Annotated in this window: 22 protein-coding genes; 16 read left to right on the forward strand and 6 right to left on the reverse strand. The window is 61.4% G+C overall.

The window, feature by feature from the left end; all coding sequences use genetic code 11:
- Nucleotides 1–18 precede the first annotated feature (18 nt).
- The 11 genes from FS665_RS08370 to FS665_RS08425 all read left to right on the forward strand — a co-directional run bounded on the left by FS665_RS08370 (nt 19) and on the right by FS665_RS08425 (nt 10,116).
- Entirely contained in the window at nt 19–720 is a 702-nt protein-coding gene (locus FS665_RS08370; RefSeq protein WP_145186136.1) for a phage minor tail protein L, read from the forward strand.
- A gap of 3 nt (nt 721–723) precedes the next feature.
- Nucleotides 724–1,506 carry a C40 family peptidase gene (locus FS665_RS08375; protein WP_145186139.1) on the forward strand — a complete coding sequence of 261 codons (783 nt, stop codon included), beginning with the start codon at nt 724–726 and terminating at the stop codon, nt 1,504–1,506.
- Nucleotides 1,503–2,087, forward strand: a complete 585-nt coding sequence (locus tag FS665_RS08380) for a tail assembly protein (RefSeq protein ID WP_145186142.1) — start codon at nt 1,503–1,505, stop codon at nt 2,085–2,087. The genes FS665_RS08375 and FS665_RS08380 overlap by 4 nt, the downstream gene beginning before the upstream one ends.
- A 54-nt stretch (nt 2,088–2,141) precedes the next feature.
- Complete coding sequence (locus FS665_RS08385) at nt 2,142–6,005, forward strand: phage tail protein (protein WP_256675066.1); 3,864 nt, start codon at nt 2,142–2,144, stop codon at nt 6,003–6,005.
- 310 nt (nt 6,006–6,315) lie between these two features.
- A complete protein-coding gene (locus tag FS665_RS08395) occupies nt 6,316–7,185 on the forward strand; it encodes a hypothetical protein (RefSeq protein ID WP_145186148.1) in 870 nt (289 codons plus the stop codon).
- A gap of 8 nt (nt 7,186–7,193) precedes the next feature.
- Complete coding sequence (locus FS665_RS08400; RefSeq protein ID WP_145186151.1) at nt 7,194–7,775, forward strand: hypothetical protein; 582 nt, start codon at nt 7,194–7,196, stop codon at nt 7,773–7,775.
- A gap of 2 nt (nt 7,776–7,777) precedes the next feature.
- On the forward strand, nt 7,778–8,329 hold the full coding sequence (locus FS665_RS23815) for a tail fiber assembly protein (protein WP_145186154.1): 552 nt from the start codon (nt 7,778–7,780) through the stop codon (nt 8,327–8,329).
- Nucleotides 8,330–8,385: 56 nt separating this feature from the next.
- Nucleotides 8,386–9,012, forward strand: coding sequence for a glycoside hydrolase family 19 protein (locus FS665_RS08410; RefSeq protein ID WP_145186158.1), 627 nt, complete (start codon nt 8,386–8,388; stop codon nt 9,010–9,012).
- Nucleotides 9,009–9,371: a hypothetical protein gene (locus FS665_RS08415; protein ID WP_145186161.1), complete on the forward strand. Its 363-nt coding sequence runs from the start codon at nt 9,009–9,011 to the stop codon at nt 9,369–9,371. Before FS665_RS08410 ends, FS665_RS08415 begins: the two co-directional genes overlap by 4 nt.
- Nucleotides 9,368–9,652 carry a hypothetical protein gene (locus tag FS665_RS08420; RefSeq protein ID WP_256675067.1) on the forward strand — a complete coding sequence of 95 codons (285 nt, stop codon included), beginning with the start codon at nt 9,368–9,370 and terminating at the stop codon, nt 9,650–9,652. The genes FS665_RS08415 and FS665_RS08420 overlap by 4 nt, the downstream gene beginning before the upstream one ends.
- 68 nt (nt 9,653–9,720) lie before the next feature.
- On the forward strand, nt 9,721–10,116 hold the full coding sequence (locus FS665_RS08425) for a response regulator (protein WP_178108307.1): 396 nt from the start codon (nt 9,721–9,723) through the stop codon (nt 10,114–10,116).
- A 19-nt stretch (nt 10,117–10,135) separates the two neighbouring features.
- Here FS665_RS08425 and FS665_RS08430 read toward each other — a convergent pair whose 3' ends face one another.
- Nucleotides 10,136–10,513, reverse strand: coding sequence for a response regulator (locus tag FS665_RS08430; protein WP_145186165.1), 378 nt, complete (start codon nt 10,511–10,513; stop codon nt 10,136–10,138).
- A gap of 1,149 nt (nt 10,514–11,662) precedes the next feature.
- Between FS665_RS08430 and mqo the strand changes: the two genes are divergently transcribed.
- Nucleotides 11,663–13,300 (forward strand): malate dehydrogenase (quinone), encoded by a 1,638-nt coding sequence (gene mqo, locus FS665_RS08440; protein ID WP_145186171.1) that lies wholly within the window; start codon nt 11,663–11,665, stop codon nt 13,298–13,300.
- An 80-nt stretch (nt 13,301–13,380) separates the two neighbouring features.
- Here mqo and FS665_RS08445 read toward each other — a convergent pair whose 3' ends face one another.
- Nucleotides 13,381–13,716, reverse strand: a complete 336-nt coding sequence (locus tag FS665_RS08445) for a helix-turn-helix transcriptional regulator (RefSeq protein ID WP_145186175.1) — start codon at nt 13,714–13,716, stop codon at nt 13,381–13,383.
- A 49-nt stretch (nt 13,717–13,765) separates the two neighbouring features.
- On the opposite strand from FS665_RS08445, the gene xenA reads away from it, so the two are divergent.
- Entirely contained in the window at nt 13,766–14,857 is a 1,092-nt protein-coding gene (gene xenA, locus FS665_RS08450) for a xenobiotic reductase XenA (protein WP_145186178.1), read from the forward strand.
- Between the two features lie 21 nt (nt 14,858–14,878).
- On the opposite strand, the gene FS665_RS08455 is transcribed toward xenA, so the two are convergent.
- Nucleotides 14,879–15,766, reverse strand: a complete 888-nt coding sequence (locus FS665_RS08455; RefSeq protein ID WP_145186181.1) for a LysR family transcriptional regulator — start codon at nt 15,764–15,766, stop codon at nt 14,879–14,881.
- A 141-nt stretch (nt 15,767–15,907) separates the two neighbouring features.
- Between FS665_RS08455 and moaB the strand changes: the two genes are divergently transcribed.
- Complete coding sequence (gene moaB / locus FS665_RS08460; RefSeq protein WP_145186184.1) at nt 15,908–16,447, forward strand: molybdenum cofactor biosynthesis protein B; 540 nt, start codon at nt 15,908–15,910, stop codon at nt 16,445–16,447.
- Between the two features lie 15 nt (nt 16,448–16,462).
- Here the strand turns inward: moaB and FS665_RS08465 are convergent, their stop codons facing one another.
- Together FS665_RS08465 and moaA are read right to left on the reverse strand one after the other, a co-directional pair.
- Nucleotides 16,463–17,362 (reverse strand): bestrophin family protein, encoded by a 900-nt coding sequence (locus FS665_RS08465; RefSeq protein ID WP_145186186.1) that lies wholly within the window; start codon nt 17,360–17,362, stop codon nt 16,463–16,465.
- 21 nt (nt 17,363–17,383) lie between these two features.
- Nucleotides 17,384–18,388 carry a GTP 3',8-cyclase MoaA gene (gene moaA / locus FS665_RS08470; RefSeq protein ID WP_145186189.1) on the reverse strand — a complete coding sequence of 335 codons (1,005 nt, stop codon included), beginning with the start codon at nt 18,386–18,388 and terminating at the stop codon, nt 17,384–17,386.
- Between the two features lie 259 nt (nt 18,389–18,647).
- Between moaA and FS665_RS08475 the strand changes: the two genes are divergently transcribed.
- Complete coding sequence (locus FS665_RS08475) at nt 18,648–20,978, forward strand: FdhF/YdeP family oxidoreductase (RefSeq protein WP_145186193.1); 2,331 nt, start codon at nt 18,648–18,650, stop codon at nt 20,976–20,978.
- A 52-nt stretch (nt 20,979–21,030) separates the two neighbouring features.
- Here the strand turns inward: FS665_RS08475 and FS665_RS08480 are convergent, their stop codons facing one another.
- Nucleotides 21,031–21,492 (reverse strand): Lrp/AsnC family transcriptional regulator, encoded by a 462-nt coding sequence (locus FS665_RS08480; protein WP_145186196.1) that lies wholly within the window; start codon nt 21,490–21,492, stop codon nt 21,031–21,033.
- A 135-nt stretch (nt 21,493–21,627) separates the two neighbouring features.
- On the opposite strand from FS665_RS08480, the gene FS665_RS08485 reads away from it, so the two are divergent.
- Entirely contained in the window at nt 21,628–22,812 is a 1,185-nt protein-coding gene (locus FS665_RS08485) for a PLP-dependent aspartate aminotransferase family protein (protein ID WP_145186432.1), read from the forward strand.
- Nucleotides 22,813–22,884: the final 72 nt, after the last annotated feature.

Raw genomic sequence — 22,884 nt, forward strand, 5'->3', positions numbered from 1 at the left:
TGGTTTTTTGAGGTGCCAATGGCTTTTGAATCCGACATCCAGAAGCTCGAGCCGGGCAACCAGATTCGGCTCTACGAATTGGACGCATCCCGCTTGGGCGGTAACGTCATGCGGTTTCACGGCCATGCGCAGGAGGGTCCTATCATCTGGCAGGGCCAGCTGTACGAGCCGATTCAGATCGAGGCCAAAGGCTTCGACATTCGTGGCGACGGCAGGCCGGCCACGCCGACCCTGCAGGTGGCCAACGAAATCGCCGGGGTGCGCGGGGCCATCAGCGCGCTGTGCCTGGCGCTGAAGGATATGGCCGGGGCCAGGGTCAGGGTCATTGAAACGTTCCGCCACTTCCTGGATGCCGCCAACTTTCCCGAGGGCAATCCAAACGCGGCGAACCAGGCCCGTGAGAACCTCTGGTACATCGAGCAGAAGACCGAGGAAGACCGCGAACAGGTGACCTTCCAGCTGTCGAGCCCGCTCGACCTCGGCGGGGTGCAACTGCCAGCTCAGCAGATCACCAAGCTCTGCCGATGGGCGTGCCGTGGCGGCTACCGGGGCGAGGCCTGCGCATATACCGGTGCCGCGATGTTCACCAAGCAGAACGAGCCGACCGACAACCCAGCGCTCGATCGCTGCGCCGGTCGCTGGAGCAGCTGCAAGCTGCGTGGCAATACCCGCCGTTTCGGCGGCTCCATGGGCGCGAGCCTGATCGCCAGTTCGAGGTAATTCATGCGCATCAATAAACAGCTGCAGGCCGCTATCCGCGAGCATGCGGAACGCGCGCACCCGGCAGAAGCTTGCGGCGTGCTGATCAAGACCGACGCCGGCCGTGAGTATGTGCCCTGCCGCAACCTGGCCCGCACACCCCGCGACCAGTTCACTCTGCACCATAAGGACTTGGCCAGCGCCGAGGATCGTGGCGAGTTGCTGGCGATCATCCATAGTCATCCTGATGCCACCCCGCGCCCCAGCATGGCCGACCGTGTTAGCTGTGAGCTGCACGAACTACCCTGGGGGATCGTTGCTTGGCCTGGCGGGGATATGGAGTGGTTCACGCCGTCAGGCTACGTGGCGCCGCTCCTGGGCCGAGATTTTGCACACGGCCTGCTCGATTGCTGGGGCGCCTGCCGCGACTGGTATGCGCGCGAGGCAGGGCTGACGCTGCCCAACTTTGAGCGGCGCGACCTGTGGTGGGAGGAGGCCGAAGGCCCGAGCCTGTACGAGGACAACTTCGAGGGCGCGGGCTTTTACCAGGTCAACGAGCCCCAGCGCGGCGACATGCTGGTGTTCATGGTGCCATCGCCGGGGAGACCCTGCTTCCACCCGAACCATGCCGCGATCTATCTCGGCAGTGAGCCGGCGCTGACCAGCGAAGACGCGCCCTCGCTCGGCGGTGCCGGACCGTTCATCTACCACCACATGGCCGGTCGGGCATCGACGCGTGAGGTGTACGGTTGGTCGATGGCCAATCGCTGCCGTCTGATCCTGCGGCACAAGGACTATCAGCCATGAAGCGCACCGTGAAGCTCTACGGCGTGCTGCGCAAGCACTTCGGGCGCGAGTACGTGCTCGAAGTGAGCTGCGCGCGCGAGGCGGTCCAGGCGCTCTGCGAAATGGTGCCGGGGTTCGAGAGGTTCCTGGCCACTGGCGAGGAGCGCGGCCTGGTGTTCACGGTCTTCTCAGGCCGGCGCAACCTTGCGCCCGAGGAGTTCGACCTGAAAGGCGCAGACGCGGAGGAGATCCGTATCGCTCCAATCATCCAGGGCAGCAAACAGGGCGGCATATTCCAGGTGGTGCTGGGCGTCGCGCTGATCGTTGGCGGGATCTTCAACGGCGGCTTGTCCACCGGCCTAGGCCTGGCGCTCATCGCTGGCGGCGGCGCCTTGGCGGTAGGCGGGGTCGTGCAAGCGCTGGCGCCCACTGCGAAGACGGGCAGCATCGACCGCAACGAAGACGGCAACAACCCCAGCTACGGGTTCGGCAGCGCGGTGACCACCATCGCCCAAGGCAACCCCTATCCGCTGCTGTATGGCGAGCGAGAGATTGGGGGCGCCGTCGAGTCAGGCAGCATTCGCACACAAGACCAGCTCTAGCAGCTGGCGCACACAGGCCCGCTTCGGCGGGCTTTTTAGTATCTGGAGGATTGGATGGGCCAAGCACTGAAGGCGACTCGACGCAAGCCAGGCATGCGCCGCGCCGTGGTTGGCGCCAAGGGCGGTGCCAAGAAGCAGAAACAGCCCAGTATCGCCTCGAACAGCGTCCCGTCAATTGCCACTGCGCAGATGGTGTACCTGTGGAGCTGGGGTCCGATCGTTGGCCCGGTGAACGGGCTGCGCTCGGTCAAGCTGGACGGCACCCCGATCATGGCCGAGGACGGGACGCTCAACTATCCAGGGGTCAAGTGGCAGTTCCGCTCGGGTGAGCTGCACCAGGAGCGTCTCGAAGGCGTCACAGAATCAAGCAACGAGATCCAGGTCGGCCAAGAGCTGCGCAGCACCACGCCTTGGGTCTACAGCATCAACAACGCAATGATCGATGCCGCCCGCCTGCGCTTCTCTTGGCCCCAGCTTCAATCGCAGGACAGCAACGGCAATATCGATGGTGTGACCATCGCTTATGCAGTGGACGTATCGACCGACGGCGGCCCATATCAGGAGGTGCTCAACGGGAGCGTCAGCCGCAAGAACGTAACCAAGTACGAGCGCTCGCACCGCATTGAGCTTCCGGACGGAAACCGCTGGACGCTGCGCGCCCGTCGCATCACGCCCAATGCCAACAACTCGATGATCCAGGATGCGATGGTGGTTGAAGCCATCGCCGAGGTGGTGGACAGCGACCAGGAATATCCACTGACAGCGGTGGGCTGCCTCGAGTACGACGCCCAGCAGTTTGGCGGAGACATCGCCAAGGTAGCCGTGCTGATGCGCGGCCGCATTGTGCAAGTGCCGATGAACTACGACCCTGATACGCGCACCTACGCCACTGGCGGCGCCGGCACCACGAATGGGGTGTGGGACGGGACATTCAAAGAGGCCTACACCAATAACCCTGCCTGGATCTTCTACGACCTGGTGCTGCACCCGTACTACGGCTTGGGCGATCGCATCGACGCCAGCATGGTCAATCGCTGGTCGCTTTACCGGATCGCGCAATATTGCGACCAGATGGTGCCGAACGGGCAGGGTGGCCAGGAGCCGCGCTTCACCTGCAACCTGTACCTGCAGAAGCAGGCCGATGCGTGGGCGGTGCTGCAAGACCTCGCCGCTATCTTCCATGGCCTGGCCTACTGGGACGGCAACCAGATCACGGTGAATGCGGATATGCCGCAGGACCCGACCTACACCTACACGCTCTCGCAGATCCTGGGCGATGGCATGGTGAAGTACACCGGCAGCAAGCTGCGTGATCGGCACAGTCAGGCAATGGTCTCGTTCGACAATCCCGACCAGGGCTTCGAAACCGACAAGGAACCGGTGTTCGACGACGACGCTATCGCCGAGTACGGCGTGCGCGAGCTGTCCGTCGAGGCATTGGGGTGCACGTCCCGCAGCCAGGCCCAGCGCGCTGGCAACTGGGCGCTGATGAGCGAGCAGCTGCAGATCCGCGGCGCCACGATCAATGTCGGCCTCGACGGCTACATTCCCAAGCCTGGCAAGGTGATCGCCTTGTCCGATCCACTGCTGGCGGGTCGTGGCAACGGCGGGCGAATCGCGGCAGCGGCAGGCCGTGTTGTGACGCTGGACCGTGACACCGAGGTGCCCGCCGGCGCGCGCCTGCTGGTCAACCTGCCAAGCGGCAAGACGGAGGCTCGCCAAGTCCGCTCGGTTGATGGTCGCCGCATCACCGTCATGGCCGATTTCAGCGAAACTCCGGAGCCAGAAGGCGCCTGGGCCATTGATTACGATGATCTGAAGCTGATGCAGTTCTACGTCCGGAACGTCACCCGGCCGGAGTGGACACGCTTTCAGATGGACCTGATTCAGCACGAGCCGAGCAAGTTCGATGCGATCGACTTCGGCACAATGATCGACGATCGCCCGATCAGCGTTCTCCCACCAGGTGTGCAGGACGCTCCTGCGCGCGTGTTGATCAGCAGCAATTCGGCGGTATCGCAGGGCATCGCGGTTACCACGATGACCATCGGCTGGGACGCGGCGCCTGGCGCGGTCGCCTATGACGTTGAGTGGCGCTGGGGTGCGCGTGACTGGGTGAAGGTGCCGCGCACTGGTGAACTCGCCATCGACGTGCCTGGCGTCTACGCCGGGCAGTACTTGGCGCGAGTTCGCGCGGTGAGCGCCATTGGCGTCTCGTCGATTCCAACCACCTCAGTACTGACCAACGTTGCTGGCAAGATCACACCGCCGCCTGCGGTCACGTACTTGAGGGCAACTCCACTGGTCTACGGTACCGACCTGGCCTGGGGTTTCCCACCTGGCGCAGAAGACACCCAGCGCACGGAAATCTGGCAGAGCGCAACCACCAGCCGCGACCAAGCGATAAAGCTCGGCGACTTCGCTTACCCCCAGGCCGAGCACCAGATTCATGGCCTGGCGGCTGGCGTCGAGTTCTTCTACTGGGCGCGTCTGATCGACCGCTCCGGCAATGTCGGTCCGTGGTACCCGGAGGGCGCAGGCGTGCAAGGCCGCTCAAGCTCAGACCAGACCGAGTACGAGGAGTACTACCGCGACAAAATCGGCAGCGGTGCGCTCTATCCCGAGCTTCGTGAAGAGATCGAGCTCATTTCGGGCGATGGTCCGGGCTCGGTCAACGCACGCATTGGCGAGCTGCGAGACGAGATTGGCGACCTGTCGGACTCCATGCCTTACGACCCGAGCGCGACGTATACCGCTGATCAAGGTGTGCTCGGCAGTGACGGCAAGCTGTATCAGGCCAAAGGTGATGTGCCAGTCAACACGCCCCCGCCAAACTCATTGTATTGGGAGGACATAGGGCAGGCGGTGCGCACTGCCAACGGCTTGGCCGCGCAAGTCAGCAGAAACCGGACTGATATCGAAGAGCAGGATGGCCGCATCACTGCGACGGCCGAAAGACTTGAGTCTGTGCAGGCTAAGGTCAATGACCCGGTCACAGGGACAGAGGCCACGGCCCAGGGCCTGAGCCAGATGAAGGGCACGGTCGAAACCATTGATGGCCAGGTCAAGGCGAATGCCGAGAAGATCGACGGTGTCTTTGCCCAGGTCAACCCACCGATGGCCGGCAGCGAGGAGGACTTTGCCGGTTCTGAGCTGACCTTCGTGGGTGCATGGTCTGAGCAGTCTGCTCGCATCGAGGGTGACGTTGCGCAGGCCAAGCGCACAGATCGTGTTGAGGTACGCCAAGGTGAGACGAGCGCGCTTGTGCAGCAGGTCAGTGAGTCTGTCGTCAGTCTGAGCAGCTCGACGGCAACACAGTTCAGCCAGGTTCAGGCCCAGCAAGGCCAGACCAATGCACTTGTGCGGCAGGTCAGCGAATCCGTTGTCGACCTGCAGCAGTCTACCGCGACCCAGTTCAGCCAAGTGCAGGCCAAGCAAGGGGAGAACACGGCCGCTATCCAGCGTAATGACCAGGCCATCGCAGATGCAAACGGACGCGTGTCGGCGATCTCCTCATGGAAAACAGAGACAAACGTCGCTGGCAAGAAGGTGGCTACTGGAATCATCCAGGGAAGCGATGGCAGCGTTGGTGAAATTCTGCTGTCCGCTGAGCGCGTTGCAATCATCAACGGGCTAAATGGACCGCAAGCCAACTTGTTTGTCTTTGAGAACGGCCAACTCTTCGTGAATACCGCGCTGATCAACAAAGCATTCATTCAAGAATTGATACTTGGCATGACGCTTCGCTCACAGGCGGTAGATTCTTTTGGGCGTCCTTTGATTGAGTTGAACATGGTGAACGGCACGTTTGCATTGCGCGGGCAAAATGCTGAGGGCACGACAGAAATCAAAAACGGTCAGGTCAACACTTTCTACACCAACGGCAATCCAGCAACGATGATGGGGGTCGGAATCTAGTGGCTACAGGATTTAAATCGTTCTTGATGAACGGAGTAGTTCTAGTACAGATGACGCAGCCTATCAGCCAGATGCTTGGATATGTTGACACTAATGCTGCCAACGGTAGCGTCATAATTCCTGCTGCGCCCGCTGGTAAGACGCTCTTTTTTGCAGTCGTGGAACTCAGTCAGCAGGATAGATACTTGGGTAAGCGCCCAGCTGTGAGCCTGAACGGTACTACGCTAACGTGGCAGTATTCCTATCAGGCCGGCTGGGGGTTTTACTCTCTAAACTGCCGCATTCATTACGGTTATCGATAGGGTGGAAAATGTCAGCCAGATTCGTAGCCTTAAGAGAGGATACAAGTCAACTATTTGATACGCGCTATATCGCGTATGGGCTCAGGAAGAGCGGGTATTTACAGCAGGTAGGAAGCTGGCCCAGGCTGTATCTGCGGTCCATTCAGCTTGACCCATCAAACCCTTCCAACTACTCGGAAACCAGCCAGACCGACATCCTCTTTGGCTTCGCAGTCGAAGGCGCGGTCGCACCAATCGTCTTCATCAACGGGAGCGGCATTTCGTGCGGATCGTCAAAAGTCGGAAATATCACAACCTTCTTTTTCATGCTTGCTTCCGCGAGCACGAAGTTTTACTACTTTGACACCATGCGGGATTCGGGGCCTATCAATGGGCTTAAGTGTTGGAATGAAGCAAACGTCCTGACCTTCAACTCCAGTCAGGTGCCCTTGAATATCATCGCCAACGTGGCTGCTCCTCCTCCGGGGAATCCCTTAGCAAGCGGTTACGGCGTGGTTTATCAGGGGGGTAGCAATAGTTGGGACAGGCCATCAGGGGTAAGTGGGTATTACGTCAGTTGGACTTCGCGAGTATTCATGCCCATCGGTGCTGGCGAATTTGCAGCGAGTATCATTTACAGCAGGACAATGGGACAGGGAAAGAGAGAAAGATCGCCAAGTCCTGACCCAGGCCTAAGTCCTGCGATAGTGAATTTGATGGCCTGCATGGATGGATGCTTCGGGTCCTCTGGCGGTATCACGTTCGTAGCTGCCGATGCGGCACGCACGACCATGTATCAATCAAATGCTTATGTAAACACTTACTTCGATATTCCTGCTGGCGTTCTACCTAACGCCTTGGTTATCAGATCGAGCGACTATCCTTTCCCTTATAACTGAGTGCAAAAATGACGAGACAAGTAATCAACCTCGGCGCTCCTATCACCGGTCAAGGCGGAGACAGTCCGCGCAGCGCCAATGTGAAGATTGCGGCGAACTTCGATGAAGTCTATGACGCTTTGGGGGCGACCGGATCACCCCAGACGCTGCCTGCCGCTTTACCTGTGGCCAAGGGCGGTACAGGTGGAACCACGCCTGCAGCTGCTCGCGCTGGCCTGGAGCTTGGCAACGCGGCCACGCGCACTGTCGGGGTGGGCGCGGGCCAAGTGCTCACTGTGCCCGCGCTTGGGCTTGGGTCGCGCGAGGCGGTCAGTGATTCCTCGATCATGCCGGACATGAACCGCCTTGAAACAAGTTTCGGCGTCATCGCCGATGCCACGCAGTATCGCCCGATCCCCTACGGTGTGTGTATGAACCTGGCATTCCCCGGCAACCCAGGCACGTACCTTGGCGCACAGCTTTACATGAGCACCTCACCTGGTGGCGTCATCGGATTCCGCTCCGGGGATTACTCGGCGGTCGGTTTCAACATCATCTACCACACCGGCAACACCACCCGCGCCGCTGACGGCACCTTGAAGGCCATATGAGCATGACTCGAGCAGCAATCAATATTGCCGGCAGCGGCGAAATTCTCGACATCACGTCCTTGGGCAAATCGGATCTTTCGGTCGATCACCCAGGCCCTGGCCAGTACCTGGTGCACGGGACCTTGGGCATGGTGCCGCCGCCCGAGGGCTGGGGCTACGTTATCAACCAGCTCGACGCTGGCGCCTCCATTTCGACCGGGTTCAATGAGGGCATGTTGGCGGTCAGCGTGGCCAAGGATGGCGAGCCGGCCGACCTCATTCACAGCATCACTTTGCACGTCTCTGTTGAAGATCTGCCAGCGGTGGAGCTTCCGCCTATGCAAGATCCCGCTGCAGCTGATCCGCTACTGGCAGCCCAAGCGCAGGCGTCCCGATACCGTGCGATCGCAGACGCTGCCATTGTGCCGCTGCAGGACGCAGTCGACTTGGAGGAGGCCACGGATGCCGAGCTCGCTCTGCTCAAGGAATGGAAGCGCTTCCGCGTGGCGCTGAACCGTCTTCCCGACCAAGAGGGCTACCCCGCCGACATCGACTGGCCCGCGCCGCCGGCCTGACCCACACCACACCACCGACCGCCGCCTGGCGGTATTTTTTTGCCTGGAGAAAACCCATGCCGATCACCGAGCAGCAGCTGCTGCAGATCATGCCCAAGGCCCGGCCGGTTGCCGGCGCCTTCCTGCCCGCGCTTAACCGCGCCATGGTTCGCTGGCGCATTGACAGCCTGGTCCGTCAGGCTGCGTTCCTGGCCCAGGTCGCGCATGAGTCGGGCCAGCTGCGCAACCTGGTGGAGAACCTCAACTACAGCGCCGAAGCCCTAGTGCGCACTTGGCCAAGCCGGTTCAACGCGCAGACCGCCGCCGCGTACGCTCGGCAGCCGGAGAAAATCGCCAACAAGGCCTATGGCGGACGGATGGGCAACGGTCCGGAGGCGTCCGGCGATGGCTGGCGCTTCCGTGGGCGCGGCCTGCTGCAGGTCACTGGCCGGAGTAACTATCGCGAAGCCGGCGCGGGCCTGGGCCTGCCGCTCGAGGATGAACCCGATCTGCTCGAGCAGGCCGAGCACGCCGCTCAGTCGGCTGCCTGGTGGTGGGCCAAGCATGGACTGAACCAGCTGGCCGACGCCGGCCGCATCCGCGATATCGGCAGCATCATCAACACTGGCCAGCCGGGCAAGACACCACACGGCGCAGCTGATCGGCTGGCACTGTACGATATCGCGCTGCGGGTGTTGGCATGAGCGCCTGGGCATTGCGCGCCGCCGGCGCTGGGCTTCTGATCGTTGTAGGCATGCTGATGGGCGCGTGGGCAACCACCGGCCATTTCCGCCCGCTGCTTGACGCCGAGCAGAACCAGGTGGCCAGCTGCAAGGCCGCCCGAGACAACCTCGCCGGCCTGGCCACGGAGCAGGGCAAGGCATTGGGCGACCTGGTGCTGGCAGCCAACACCCGCCAGGCCGCAGCCGAGCAGGCAGTGAGCCAGGCAAGGGCCAGCGCTGACCTTGACTACGCGGCTGCCAATCGCTTGCAGCAGGAGCGTATCGGCGGCGACCAGTGCGCAGCAGCGACTGTGATCATCGACAAGGAGCTTGGCCTATGAGCATTGCAAGGCGATCCCTGCGCGGGGTGGGGGTGCTCGCAGGCATCGCATTGATGGCCGCCTGCGCTGGCAAGGCCGAACCCCAAGTCCAGTACGTGCGCGTCGAGGTGCCGGTGCAGGTGCCGTGCCGCACCCCAGAGGTCACGGTGCCAAGCTGGGCTGGTGCCGGTCTGCGCATAACCGACAGCCTCGAGGTCAAGGTGCGAGCATTGCTCGCTGAGCGGCGGCAGCGGATTGGCTATGAGCGGCTAATGGAAGCGGCTGTTGCTGGGTGTAGATGATACGATGACGTACTCATCAGGCAAGCTGACTGATGGAGACTCAACCATCTCAACAGGTAATAGATTCCATGATGTTCATGAACGATAATGGCTTATCTCTTGAAGGCCTTCGGATCGTCGTGGTCGAGAAAGATGCAGTGTTGAGAGAGTTGATTGCCGATATCATCATTGATCTGAACGGTGAGTGCTTGCCCTTCGAATCTGCCGATGACGCGCTCATTCGGTTGCACCAGATTTATGGTGAATGCGCGTTGATCATCTTTGATATTGGTGTTCTGGGCGTAATGAAGGGAGAAGGTTTCCTCGATATGGTGAGCCGGGAGTGGCCTGAGATCCCAATGATAATCTCTTCAGGATACGGGATAGAGGCTGGTCGCAGCCGCCAGCGTTCAAGATTTTTATTCAAACCATGGTCGATCTGCGAGCTTTTACAGGCAATGAGTCTCGCTCTCAGGCATACCTGAAGCGCCTTTAATGCTGACGTCATTTAGCCAAATGATATTCAACGAGCGCGTAGAAATCTTTCAATGACCATGGCTTTGCCAAGAAGCTAACCCCAAGAGGAAGCGGCATGCCGAGGGCATTGTGATACCCACTCGTGACAATCACCTCTAAAGCAGGACGTTGCTCTCGGGCTGTGATTGCAAGCTGAAGGCCATTCAACTTGCCAGGGGTTTGCACATCAGTTATGAGCAACTGCCAACTCTGCATTTGCAAAGCAATCAGCCCTTCGTCCGCTGTGGCAACAAGGGTGACATTGGCACAGAGCTCTTCAAGCATGTCCTCCAGCATCATTCGAATCGCGGGATCGTCCTCGACAACTAGAATGGAGTAGATTGCCGGCCGGCTAACATTTTCCATGGGGCACCCGCAGCGTGAGCGCGCCCAAGATAGCCAACAATGGTGGGCAGCCTGATGGCCGCCTCAGCGTGCGTTATCATTTAGACAACGCATGCTCCTTGAATGGTTCATTTATTTCCTAAATTGGCGTGCATCGGTCGTTGCAGGTCCAATGACGTTTTTCGACGGGTTTGCTCCAAGCGAAACCGGATGCTAGACCGCCCCCCGATTCTGCATATAATGACCTGAAATTGGGAGGGCGCAATTTGACTGGCCAGCTCGAAGATTCTAGAGGTAAAGAATTCGTACCTGGCATCATATTGCCGCCGCTCGTACATGGGCTGCTGCGCAAGCACCTCAGTGAGATTTCGGTTTCCGATTGTGTCGAAGACTGTTTGCTTGCTCAGGCGCGCGCCGAGGGCTTGATTCAGTCGCTTGATGTTTTGAGAACGGTTTCCGCCTCTGCAGTCGCGAGACTTTCTGTGCTGATCCAGCACGCGGCGCAGACCCGTCTAGACGATCTAGCTCAGCATGGAAATTAAACACCTCTACGACCTGGCGCAGCTGGGAGAGTGGTTCCAGCGCTTCATTCCAATGGCAGAATCTTATTAATGATCTTGGGGGAATTTTGGGGGAATCGATCCCCCGAATGATATGGAACCCTGTTGCGTTATGGTGAGTTGAAGTGGCTGATTCCATTGAGTTCTATAAAATTTGCCCAAAAATAATCGAGACCAAAAACGGATTCGAAATCCGTTGTACTGGCAACAGTACCTAGGGTTCAAATCCCTATCTCTCCGCCATACATATAATGCAAAAACCCCTGATTCTTCACGGAGTCAGGGGTTTTTTGTTTGCGCCGACCTCACCGCCTCCCAACTCTGCAGCCGAGCACATTGACTTGCGCTGAGCACTCCAGCGCGATCAACCCTTCGTCGGCGCCCTGAGACAACCCACCACGTTGACCGGTTCCGGGCAATTTGTTTGTGCTGGCATTTCGGTTACAATCAGCGAAACGATTCAGCCTTGTCGGTCAATTCGACAAAAGCCTGAGTCGTTTTCTGGTTCTCTGGCCGCTGAACAATGATCACAACAAGCCCGCGCGCAAGAACACGATACACCTGGGCCAGCCACAGGCCCCACCTCCGTTCTACACACTGGAATTGATCAATGTTCAAGAAAGCTGGCAAGACCTTGCTGGGTCTGGCTGTCGCTGCGAGCTTCATGCAAGCGCACGCCGCAGAAACCAAGAAAGTCGATGTGCTGCTGGTCGGCGGCGGCATCATGAGCTCGACCCTGGCCGTGTGGCTGCATGAGCTGGAGCCAAGCTGGTCGATGGAAATGGTCGAGCGCCTGGACGGCGTCGCCGAGGAAAGCTCCAACGGCTGGAACAACGCCGGTACCGGCCACTCTGCGCTGGCTGAGCTGAACTACACCCCGGAAGACAAAGACGGCAACATCAACATCTCCAAGGCCATCGAAATCAACGAAGCCTTCCAGATCTCCCGTCAGTTCTGGTCGTGGCAGGTTCGTCAGGGCGTGCTGAAGAACCCGCACTCGTTCATCAACACCACCCCGCACATGAGCTTCGTCTGGGGCGATGACAACATCAAGTTCCTCAAGAAGCGCTACGAGGCACTGCAGGCAAGCCCGCTGTTCCGTCCTATGCAGTACTCCGAGGACCACGCGCAGATCGCCAAGTGGGTCCCGCTGATGATGGAAGGCCGTGATCCGAGCCAGAAGCTTGCGGTCACCTGGACGCCGATCGGCACCGACGTCAACTTCGGCGAAATCACCCGTCAGTTCGTTGGCCACCTGCAGACCCAGCAAGGCTTCGACCTGAAGCTGTCGAGCGAAGTCCAGGACATCAGCCGCAACGAAGACGGCTCCTGGCACGTCGAGTACAAGAACCTCAAGGACGGCAGCAAGTCGGCGACCGACGCCAAGTTCCTGTTCATCGGTGCAGGTGGTGGTGCGCTGAAGCTGCTGCAGAAGTCCGGCATTCCGGAAGCCAAGGAATACGCAGGCTTCCCGGTGGGTGGCTCGTTCCTGGTGACCGAGAACCCGACCGTTGCCATGCAGCACATGGCCAAGGCCTACGGCATTGCCTCCACGGGTGCACCGCCCATGTCGGTTCCGCACCTGGATACCCGCGTGCTGGACGGCAAGCGCGTGATCCTGTTTGGCCCATTCGCCACCTTCTCGACCAAGTTCCTGAAGAACGGCTCGTACCTGGACCTGCTGAGCAGCACCACGACCCACAACGTGTGGCCGATGACCAAGGTTGGTATCGATCAGTACCCACTGGTCGAGTACCTCGCCGGCCAGCTGATGCTGTCGGATGACGATCGCTTCGAAGCCCTGCGTACCTACTTCCCGAACGCCAAGAAGGAAGACTGGAAACTGTGGCAGGCCGGTCAGCGCGTGCAGATCATCAAGCGCGACGAAGACAAGGGCGGCGTACTGAAGCTGGGTACCGAAGTGGTTGCATCGCAGGACCGCACCATCGCCGGTCTGCTGGGCGCCTCGCCGGGTGCTTCGACTGCGGCGCCGATCATGCTCAACGTGCTGGAAACGGTATTCAAGGAGAAGGTCGCTACCCCTGAGTGGCAGGCCAAGATCAAGGAAATCGTGCCTAGCTACGGCACCAAGCTCAATGACTCGGCAGCGGCCACCCAGAAAGAGTGGAACTACACCGCCGAGGTGCTGCAGCTGGCCAAGCCGCCGGTGATCGATGAAAGCGTCGAAAGCACCGTGGCGCCGAGCCAGGCAGTGGAAAGCAAGCCAGAGAACGACATGGCGCTGTAAGCGGCCAGGGTTGTCACAAAAAACCACGGGCTGCCCCGTGGTTTTTTTTGGCCGATCGAACGCTGCTACGCCAGGCGCGGTCAATCTTGACTGAGGATGCAGTCCAGCAGGCCGGGAAAACGCTCGGCGAGCATCTGGCTGCGCAGCGAATTCATGTGCGTGGTGCCGACATTGCGGGTGTACACCAGGCCGGCGTCGCGCAACACGCGAAAGTGATGGGACATGCTCGACTTGGGGCGGCCGCCGTCAAGCTCGCCGCAACTGGCCTCGGTCACGCCGGCCAGGTGGCGGACGATACCCAGGCGCACGGGGTCGCTCAGCGCATAGAGCAGGCGTTCAAGGATCAGGTCTTCAGCGTTGGGGTGTGAGTAGGCTCGCATAACGCACATGATAACGAGGGTTTCACTAATTGCCATAGTTCGATTATGATCGAACAATCGTATTCCAACTGATCTGGAGTGACCCATGGCTGCCTTGTTCCAACCCTATACGCTCAAAGACATTACCTTGCGTAACCGCATCGCCATTCCGCCAATGTGCCAGTACTCGGCCGAAGACGGCATGATCAACGACTGGCATCACGTGCACTTGGCCAGCATGGCACGCGGCGGTGCCGGGTTGCTGGTGGTCGAGGCCACTGCCGTGGCACCGGAAGGCCGCATCACCCCCGGCTGCGCGGGGATCTGGAGCGACGCCCATGCCCAGGCTTTCGTGCCCGTGGTGCAGGCGATCAAGGCGGCCGGCTCCGTGCCGGGCATCCAGATCGCCCATGCCGGGCGCAAGGCTAGCGCCAATCGCCCGTGGGAAGGGGATGACCATATCGCCAGCGACGATGCCCGCGGCTGGGAAACCATCGCACCGTCGGCCATCGCCTTTGGTGAGCACCTGCCCAAGGTGCCACGTGCCATGACCCTGGACGACATCGCCCGGGTCAAGCAGGACTTCGTCGATGCGGCGCGTCGCGCACGTGATGCCGGTTTCGAATGGATCGAGCTGCACTTCGCCCACGGTTACCTGGGCCAGAGCTTCTTCTCCGAGCATTCCAACAAGCGCACCGATGCCTATGGTGGCAGCTTCGACAACCGTAGCCGCTTCCTGCTCGAAACCCTGGCGGCGGTGCGCGAGGTCTGGCCGGAAAATCTGCCACTGACCGCGCGTTTCGGCGTGATCGAGTATGACGGCCGTGATGAGCAGACGTTGCAAGAGTCGATCGAGCTGGCGCGTCGTTTCAAGGCCGGCGGCCTGGACCTGCTGAGCGTCAGCGTCGGCTTTACTATTCCGCAAACCAACATTCCATGGGGCCCGGCCTTCATGGGGCCGGTCGCCGAGCGCGTGCGCCGCGAGGCGGGCTTGCCGGTAACTTCGGCCTGGGGCTTTGGTACGCCGCAGCTGGCCGAGCAAGCGCTGCAAGCCAATCAGCTCGATCTGGTCTCGGTAGGTCGCGCGCACCTGGCCGATCCACACTGGGCGTACTTCGCCGCCAAGGAACTGGGCGTGGACAAGGCTTCGTGGACCCTGCCGGCGCCGTATGCCCACTGGCTCGAGCGTTACCGCTGATCCAGCCCGGCCCGCAGCCGATCAGTCTTTGCCGAACAGGGCGCGCGCTTCGTCGAAGCACTGCTCGGCGATGGCCGAGCGGGGCTCGCTGCGTCGCAGCAGCAGACCCACCGGGCTGAGGATGCTGGCTTCGGCAATGGGGATGATGCGCATGTGCTCGCTGAGGCCTTCCAGGCCGCATCCCAGCGGCATGATCGCGCAGCACACGCCGGCGTTGATGGCCTGGATCAGCTGGAACGTCGAGTCGCTTTCCAGCACCGCGTTCGGCGCCAGGCCACGGCTGCGCAAGCTCAGATCCAACGACTGGCGGTAGTGCATGCCCTTGCTCAACAAGCCCAGGGGAATATCGCCCAGCGCATCCCAGCGCAGGCTGTCGACGTCGAACTGAAAATGTTGCGTGTCGAACAACAGGCCCATGGTGGTAGTCCCCAGCTCGATCACTTCGAAGAAATTGGCGTTGACCTGGTCCAGGTAGCAGATGCCCAGGTCCAGCTGATTGCGGCTCAGGCCGTCCATGATCTGCTCGGTGCTGTGCGAGCTGAGCTGAAAGTGCAGCTCGGGGTATTTCTCGCGCAGTGGCAACAGCAGGTGCATGGGGTTGAAGCTGGCCAGCGGCACCGTGCCCAGGCGCAGGCTACCGACCACCTGGCCCCGGCAGCTGGCGGCCTCGGCCTGTAGGCCATCGTGAGCGGCCAACAGGGTGCGCGCCCAGGCCAGGATGCGCTCACCGGCTTCGGTGAAACCCTCGAAGCGCTGCCCGCGCTTGACCAGCACCAGGTCCAGTTCATCTTCGAGGTTGCGCAGGCGCATCGACAGGGTCGGTTGGGTGATATGGCACAGCGCTGCGGCCTGGCCGAAGTGGCGGGTCTGGTCGAGGGCGATGAGGAACTTGAGCTGCTTGATGTCCATGGGGGTGCCTGGCGTTCGGTTGTGCAGACCTTAACCCACGTCGGCGATAGATGTCATTGATCGACCGAATCGGCATTTCGATTGGACGCCTGCCAGGCTTGGCTCTAGCGTGACGCGCAGGTCATTCAAGGAGCCCTTGCCGTGCGCGTGCAACCCGACGCAGTCTTCGTGCCGCTCAATATTGCTGTACTGACGGTCAGCGATACCCGCAGTTTCGATACCGATACCTCCGGGGCCTTGCTGGCCAGCCGTGCGGTGGACGTCGGCCATCGCCTGGTAGCGCGTGCCCTGCTGAAGGACGATCTGTACAAGATCCGCGCCCAGGTGGCGACCTGGATCGCCGATGACGCCGTACAGGTGGTGCTGATCACCGGCGGCACCGGCTTCACTGCGCGCGATAACACGCCCGAGGCCGTGCAGTGTCTGCTCGAGCGTAGCATCGATGGCTTCGGCGAGCTGTTCCGCGCGTTGTCGATTCTCGATGTGGGCAGTTCGACCCTGCAGAGCCGGGCACTGGCCGGGATATCCAACGGCACCCTGGTGTGTTGCATGCCCGGTTCCACGGGCGCTTGCCGCACTGCCTGGGAAGGCATCCTGGTCGAGCAACTCGATGCGCGGCACCGGCCGTGTAATTTCGTCAAGCATCTGAAACCGATCCAGGCCTGCCCCAGCCGCGCCTAGTGTTCGCCACGCCGTTCAGCTCAACACGTAATCGACCGGGAGCAAGGCCGGCGGCAGTGGCTCGACCCCCAGCGCCGCCAGCACATCGCGCTCGACGGTGCGCACCAGGGCATCCATTGGCAGATCATTCTCATCGCGCCCGAACGGATCTTCCAGCTCGTTGCCGATCGCATCGAGCCCGAAGAACGTATAGCTGACCAAGGTCGTGAACAGCGGCGCCAGCCAGCCCAGCGGCTCGGCAAGGGCGAACGGCAGCAGCAGGCAGAAGATATAGATGGTGCGGTGCAGCAGCAGGGTGTAGGGAAACGGCAGCGGCGACCCCTTGATCCGTTCGCAGGTGGCCTGCACTTGCGTCAAGCCGGCCAGGCGCTGCTCCAGCAAGGTATAGCGCCACTCACTGATCTGCCCCTGCTGCGCCAGTTGCGAACACTGGCTACCGATGCTGTCCAGGATGCCATTGCAGACATTGTGCGCGGCCACGGGTGCGGCCTGGCTCAGCCATGCCCGGGTGGCATTCGACTCGCACTCGTTGCGCAGCCGCGCATTCAGGCCATGGGCGAAGGCGCAGAGGCTGCGCAGCAGTTCGGCACGCAACGGCGCATCGGCAATCGCCACGCTTTGGCGAATGAACGAGCGGGTTTCGATGATCAACGTGCCCCATGCCTTGCGACCCTCCCACCAGCGGTCGTAGCAGGCGTTGTTGCGAAAGCTCATGAAGATCGACAGCGACAGCCCCAGCAGGGTGAACGGGGTGGCGCTGACGGGATAGAAGAACGCCGGGAAATGCCGCTCGACCAGCACGATCAACGCAGCCAGCACCGTCACCATCAGGCAGCGCAAGGCGATGCGCTTGATGATCGAGCCCTTGAGGGTGAACAGCACGCGCAACACGTCAGGGCGGGGGTGGACGATCATGGCAATCTCGAAACGGCGCGGTCAGCCGCCGGTCATGTTCATGAAGCGCAGGATCTGCACCTCGCCACCGACCTCGAAGTGATGACGGTAGGGCTTCAAGTGCAGCGAATCGCGGATCGCCTGCTCCAGCCGGGCGCTGTCGCCAGGGTGGGCGCGCAACACCTGCTTGAGGTCCATCGAGTGCTCGTTGCCCAGGCACAGCAACAGCCGGCCCTCGACCGTGAGCCGCACGCGGTTGCAAGTGGCGCAGAAGTTGTGGCTGTGCGGCGAGATGAAGCCTACCCGAGTGCCAGCGGCTTCGGCCAGGCGCCAGTAGCGCGCCGGCCCTTGGGACGACTCGGTCGATTCGACCAGGGTGAAATGCTCGGCCAGGCGCTCACGCACCTCTTCGCTGGAGCAGAACGACTCGCCGCGCTCGTGTTCGTCGATCACCCCCAGCGGCATCTCTTCGATGAAGGTGATATCCAGCTCACGGTCGACGGCAAAACGCACCAGGTCGACCAGCTCATGGTCGTTGCGGCCCTTGAGCACCACGCAGTTGAGCTTGGTGCGCTTGAACCCGGCCTGGCGCGCGGCGTCAATGCCGGCGATCACCTGGGCCAGATCGCCGGTGCGGGTCAGTTGCTTGAAACGCTCGGCATCGAGGCTGTCGAGGCTGATGTTCAGGCGGGTGAGCCCGGCATCGAACAGCGGCTGGGCCAGGCGCCCGAGCTGTGAGCCATTGCTGGTCATGCACAGCTCGCGCAACCCGGGCAGGGCGGCGATGCGCCCGCACAGATCGACGATGCCCTGGCGCACCAGTGGTTCGCCGCCGGTCAGGCGAATCTTGCGCGTGCCCAGGGCCACGAAGCGTTCGGCCACCTGGAACAGTTCTTCGAGGCTGAGGATCTGCTGACGCGGCAGGAATTGCATGTCTTCAGCCATGCAGTAGACGCAGCGGAAGTCGCAGCGGTCGGTGACCGACATCCGCAGGTAGTCGATTTTCCGGTTGTAGCCGTCGATCAGGGCCCGACTGTTCTGTTCCACGTAGGCACTCGAAGAAAGGGGGACGATCGGATCAAGCTATAGGGTGTGGCCTACGCCGTCAAATCGCTTTACCTGACTGCCCGATCAATCCCCTCTATCACGGCCTCGCGCCGCCGGTACAAGGGTTTGACCGTATTTAGGCGCCTGTGGTCCAACGCTCATCGAAGGCGCTTATCAAGGTGTAGGGCGTATCGATTGGACGGCTCTACCCGAGGCTCCATAGGCTTTAAAAAAGCACTGCAGTGTGAGGAGTGACCGCATGAGCCAGGACGAACATATCAGGGACTACAAAGGCCCGGCCGCCGGCTGGGGTGCGCTCAAGAGCGTGACCAAGAGCTGGTTGGGCAGCGACAACGCCTTCAAGAACCTGCGCGCCATGCTCAAGACCAATCAGAACGGCGGCTTCGACTGCCCCGGCTGCGCATGGGGCGAGTCGTCGGAAAGCGACATGGTCAAGTTCTGCGAGAACGGCGCCAAGGCGGTCAATTGGGAGGCCACCGGGCGCTCGGTGGATCCGGCATTCTTCGCCAGGTACAGCGTCAGCGCGCTGCGCGAACAGACCGATTACTGGCTTGAGTATCAAGGTCGGCTAACCCATCCGATGCGTTATGACGCAGCGAGCGATCACTACGTCGAAACCACCTGGCAGCAAGCGTTCGAGTTGATCGCCCAGCACCTGCGTGCGCTCGACTCACCTGATCAGGCCGAATTCTACACCTCGGGGCGGGCCAGCAATGAAGCAGCGTTCCTCTATCAGTTGTTCGTGCGCGCCTATGGCACCAACAATTTCCCCGATTGCTCGAACATGTGCCACGAAGCCAGCGGAGTGGCCATGGCGCAGACCCTGGGGGTGGGCAAGGGCACCGTGGTGTATGACGACCTGGCGCTGGCCGATGCCATCTTCGTGATCGGCCAGAACCCTGGCACCAACCACCCGCGCATGCTCGAACCACTTCGCGAAGCGGTCAAGCGCGGCGCCCAGGTGGTGTGTTTCAACCCGCTCAAGGAGCGCGGCCTGGAGCGTTTCCAGCACCCTCAGCACCCGCTGGAAATGCTCAGCAACGGCTCCGAACCGACCTCCAGTGCCTACTTCCGCCCAGCGTTGGGCGGCGATCTTGCTGCCATGCGCGGTATCGCCAAGTATCTGCTGCAGTGGGAACGCGAGGCCCAGGCCAACGGCGAACCTGCGGTGTTCGACCACGCTTTCATCGCCGAGCACACCAGTGGCCTGGACGATTACCTGGCGGCGCTGGATGCCACCTCGTGGGCGCACATCGTCGAACAGTCGGGGCTGACCCTGGCCGAGATCGAGTTGGCGGCGCGCATGTATCGCAAGGCCGAGCGGGTCATCATGTGCTGGGCCATGGGCGTTACCCAACACCGTCATTCGGTGGCGATCGTGCAGGAGATCGTCAACCTGCAGTTGCTGCGTGGCAATGTCGGCAAACCCGGGGCCGGGTTGTCGCCGGTGCGCGGCCACAGCAATGTGCAGGGCGATCGCACCATGGGCATCGATGAAAAGCCCAAGCCGGCGCTGCTCGATGCCCTGGAAAAACGCTTCAAGTTTCGCGTACCGCGTGCCGAGGGGCACAACGCGGTGCTGGCGATCAAGGCCATGGAGCAAGGTTTGGCCAAGGTGTTCATCGCCTTGGGCGGCAACTTCGCCCAAGCCACGCCTGACACGCCACGCACCCATGCGGCGCTGCGTAACTGCGCGCTGACGGTGCAGATCTCCACCAAGCTCAACCGCTCGCACCTGGTCACTGGCCGCGATGCGCTGATACTGCCGTGCCTGGGCCGTACCGAGATCGATCTGCAAGCCGAGGGGCCGCAGGGCGTTACCGTCGAAGACACCTTCAGCATGGTGCACATTTCCAATGGCCAGCTGCGCCCGCGCTCGCCGCACATGCGTTCGGAGCCATGGATCGTTGCCGGCATGGCCAAGGCGGTGCTGGGTAACCAGCCGATCGACTGGGAGTACGCGGTGGCCGACTACGACCGCATCCGCAGCATGATCGCCGATGTCATTCCCGGCTTCGCCGACTTCAACCAGCGCCTGCAACAGCCCGGCGGCTTCCACCTGGGCAACAGCGCTGCCGATCGGCAGTTCCGCACTGCCACCGGCAAAGCCCGCTTCATGCCGCTGACGCTGCCGGACACGCTGATCAACGCCAAGGTGCTGGAGCGCGGCGACAAGCCGGATCTAATCTTGCAGACCATGCGTTCGCACGATCAGTACAACACCACCTTGTATGGGCTCGATGACCGCTATCGTGGCGTGTTCGGCCTGCGTGAGGTGGTGTTCGTGAGCGCAGCCGACATCCGTCGCCTGGGCTTCGAACCTGATGAGCTGGTGGACATCGTGTCGTTGTGGGAAGACGGTATCGAACGGCGCGTCTCAGGCTTTCGTCTGGTCGCCTACGACATTCCGGACGGGCAAGCGGCAGCCTATTACCCGGAAACCAATCCGCTGGTGCCGTTGGAGAGTTATGGCGAAGGGACGTACACGCCGACATCCAAATTCATCGCCATCAAGTTACAGAAAGCCAAAGCCGGCAACCGCATCCAGACGGTGCAGGCTGGCGATTGAGCCGCAGCGGAGCTGGTCATGGGTAGTCAATGCCAGCCATGTCCAGCCCCGCTCAGGTTCGATGCACCGGAAACGCCGTGGTGTATTTCATTTGCTCCATGGCGAAACTCGAGGTGATGTTCGATAGCCCTTCTGTCCGGGTGATGAGCTTCTTGTAGAAGCGGTCGTAAGCGGCGATGTCAGCGACCACCACCCGCAGCATGTAGTCCCAATCGCCCGACATGCGATAGAACTCCATGACCTCTTCGAATGCGTTGACCGTTGCGGCAAATCGCTCGAGCCACGCGCTGTCGTGGCGCTGGGTTTTCAGCTGGACGAAAACCGTCAGCCCCAGGCCCAGCCTTACGGGGTCCAGTAGGGCCACCCGGCCGATGATGTAGCCGTCTTCTTCGAGGCGTTTGACCCGTTTCCAGCACGGCGTGGTCGAGAGATTCACGGCTTCGGCCAGGTCTTTGAGCGACATTGAGGCATCGCGCTGCAGCAGGGTGAGGATGTGCTGGTCGAAGGTGTCCATCGAGAGGCGAACCGTTTGGGAAAATCTTCTCCGGACTATACCTCTTTTAGAAAACTATTCCTTCATGGCCAGACATTGCCGCCGCGCAGGGTTTATTGCCATAGTGGCAGGCCCAAACCCCGCGCTATCCTGCCCATAGGCCCGCCCATGTCCGACAAGCCGCGTAACTTCGCCACCCGCACCATCCACGCTGGCGAGCAGTTCGGTGTCGCCGATAACGCCATCTTTCCTCCCATCTACACCGCCAGCTCGTATATCAAACGCAGCCTCGACGATCATCCGGAATATGCCTACAGCCGTGTCGGCAACCCGACCCGACATGCCTACGAGAGCTGCGTGGCTGCGCTGGAGGAGGGGGTCGGCGCAGTCGCCTGTGCCTCGGGGGTCAATGCCACGGCCACGGTGCTGGAGCTGCTGCCCAAGGACGCCCACGTGGTGGTGATGAACGGGGTGTATGGCGGCACGTTTCGTCTCCTCGAGGACTACCGCTCACGGACCTCGGGCCTGACCACCACCTACGTCGACCTCAATGATACCGAGGCCGTGGCGGCAGCGATCACCGCCCAGACCCAATTGATCTGGATCGAATCGCCGACCAATCCCTTGCTGCACCTGGTCGATATCAAGGCGGTGTGCGACTTGGCGCGCGAGCGCGGCATTCTCACCTGTATCGACAACACCTTCTGCTCGCCTTGGAATCAACGCCCGATCACCCTCGGGGTTGACCTGGTGATGCACTCGGCGAGCAAGTACATTGGCGGCCATTCAGACTTGACCGGTGGCGTGGTGGTGGCGGCCAACGAGGCGTTGCTGGCGCGCCTGCGCAAGATCAGCATGGCCGTAGGGGCGATCCAGGGGCCGTTCGATTGCTACCTGGCACTGCGCGGCTTGAAGACCCTGGACGTACGCATGGAACGCCAGTGCGCCAACGCCCTGCACGTGGCGCGTTTTCTCCAGGGCCATCCACAGGTCGAGCAGGTGTTCTATCCGGGGCTCGAAAGCCATCCACAGCATGCGCTGTGCCAGCGGCAGATGCGCAGTGGCGGGGCAGTGGTGGCGATGAAGGTCAAAAATGGCGATCGCGCAGCGCTCAACCGCCTGATCGAGGCCCTGCAGATCTTCGTGCTGGCGGATTCGCTGGGCGGGGTCGAGAGCATGATCAACCACTCCTGGAGCATGTCGCACAATTCGCTCAGCGCGCAGCAAAAAAGCGAGATGGGCATCAGCGAAAACCTGCTGCGCCTGTCGGTGGGGCTTGAGGACTACCGCGACCTGATCGACGACCTCGACGGTGCGTTGCGGGCGGCGGCGGGGCAGTGACGGCGACGCTGCGCGCCGTGCGGGCCGGCCGGTGGTCCGGCACGCCCGCAAGGCGGATGAATTCAGGGGGGA

Source organism: Pseudomonas sp. URMO17WK12:I11, from assembly GCF_007677725.1.
Classification (GTDB): domain Bacteria; phylum Pseudomonadota; class Gammaproteobacteria; order Pseudomonadales; family Pseudomonadaceae; genus Aquipseudomonas.

Bases quoted from the DNA above. Each gene is read 5' to 3' on its own strand.
- FS665_RS08370 (WP_145186136.1), top strand. From the start codon at position 19: ATGGCTTTTGAATCCGACATCCAGAAGCTCGAGCCGGGCAACCAGATT.
- FS665_RS08375 (WP_145186139.1), top strand. From the start codon at position 724: ATGCGCATCAATAAACAGCTGCAGGCCGCTATCCGCGAGCATGCGGAA.
- FS665_RS08380 (WP_145186142.1), top strand. From the start codon at position 1,503: ATGAAGCGCACCGTGAAGCTCTACGGCGTGCTGCGCAAGCACTTCGGG.
- FS665_RS08385 (WP_256675066.1), top strand. From the start codon at position 2,142: ATGGGCCAAGCACTGAAGGCGACTCGACGCAAGCCAGGCATGCGCCGC.
- FS665_RS08395 (WP_145186148.1), top strand. From the start codon at position 6,316: ATGTCAGCCAGATTCGTAGCCTTAAGAGAGGATACAAGTCAACTATTT.
- FS665_RS08400 (WP_145186151.1), top strand. From the start codon at position 7,194: ATGACGAGACAAGTAATCAACCTCGGCGCTCCTATCACCGGTCAAGGC.
- FS665_RS23815 (WP_145186154.1), top strand. From the start codon at position 7,778: ATGACTCGAGCAGCAATCAATATTGCCGGCAGCGGCGAAATTCTCGAC.
- FS665_RS08410 (WP_145186158.1), top strand. From the start codon at position 8,386: ATGCCGATCACCGAGCAGCAGCTGCTGCAGATCATGCCCAAGGCCCGG.
- FS665_RS08415 (WP_145186161.1), top strand. From the start codon at position 9,009: ATGAGCGCCTGGGCATTGCGCGCCGCCGGCGCTGGGCTTCTGATCGTT.
- FS665_RS08420 (WP_256675067.1), top strand. From the start codon at position 9,368: ATGAGCATTGCAAGGCGATCCCTGCGCGGGGTGGGGGTGCTCGCAGGC.
- FS665_RS08425 (WP_178108307.1), top strand. From the start codon at position 9,721: ATGATGTTCATGAACGATAATGGCTTATCTCTTGAAGGCCTTCGGATC.
- FS665_RS08430 (WP_145186165.1), bottom strand. From the start codon at position 10,513: ATGGAAAATGTTAGCCGGCCGGCAATCTACTCCATTCTAGTTGTCGAG.
- mqo (WP_145186171.1), top strand. From the start codon at position 11,663: ATGTTCAAGAAAGCTGGCAAGACCTTGCTGGGTCTGGCTGTCGCTGCG.
- FS665_RS08445 (WP_145186175.1), bottom strand. From the start codon at position 13,716: ATGGCAATTAGTGAAACCCTCGTTATCATGTGCGTTATGCGAGCCTAC.
- xenA (WP_145186178.1), top strand. From the start codon at position 13,766: ATGGCTGCCTTGTTCCAACCCTATACGCTCAAAGACATTACCTTGCGT.
- FS665_RS08455 (WP_145186181.1), bottom strand. From the start codon at position 15,766: ATGGACATCAAGCAGCTCAAGTTCCTCATCGCCCTCGACCAGACCCGC.
- FS665_RS08465 (WP_145186186.1), bottom strand. From the start codon at position 17,362: ATGATCGTCCACCCCCGCCCTGACGTGTTGCGCGTGCTGTTCACCCTC.
- FS665_RS08475 (WP_145186193.1), top strand. From the start codon at position 18,648: ATGAGCCAGGACGAACATATCAGGGACTACAAAGGCCCGGCCGCCGGC.
- FS665_RS08480 (WP_145186196.1), bottom strand. From the start codon at position 21,492: ATGGACACCTTCGACCAGCACATCCTCACCCTGCTGCAGCGCGATGCC.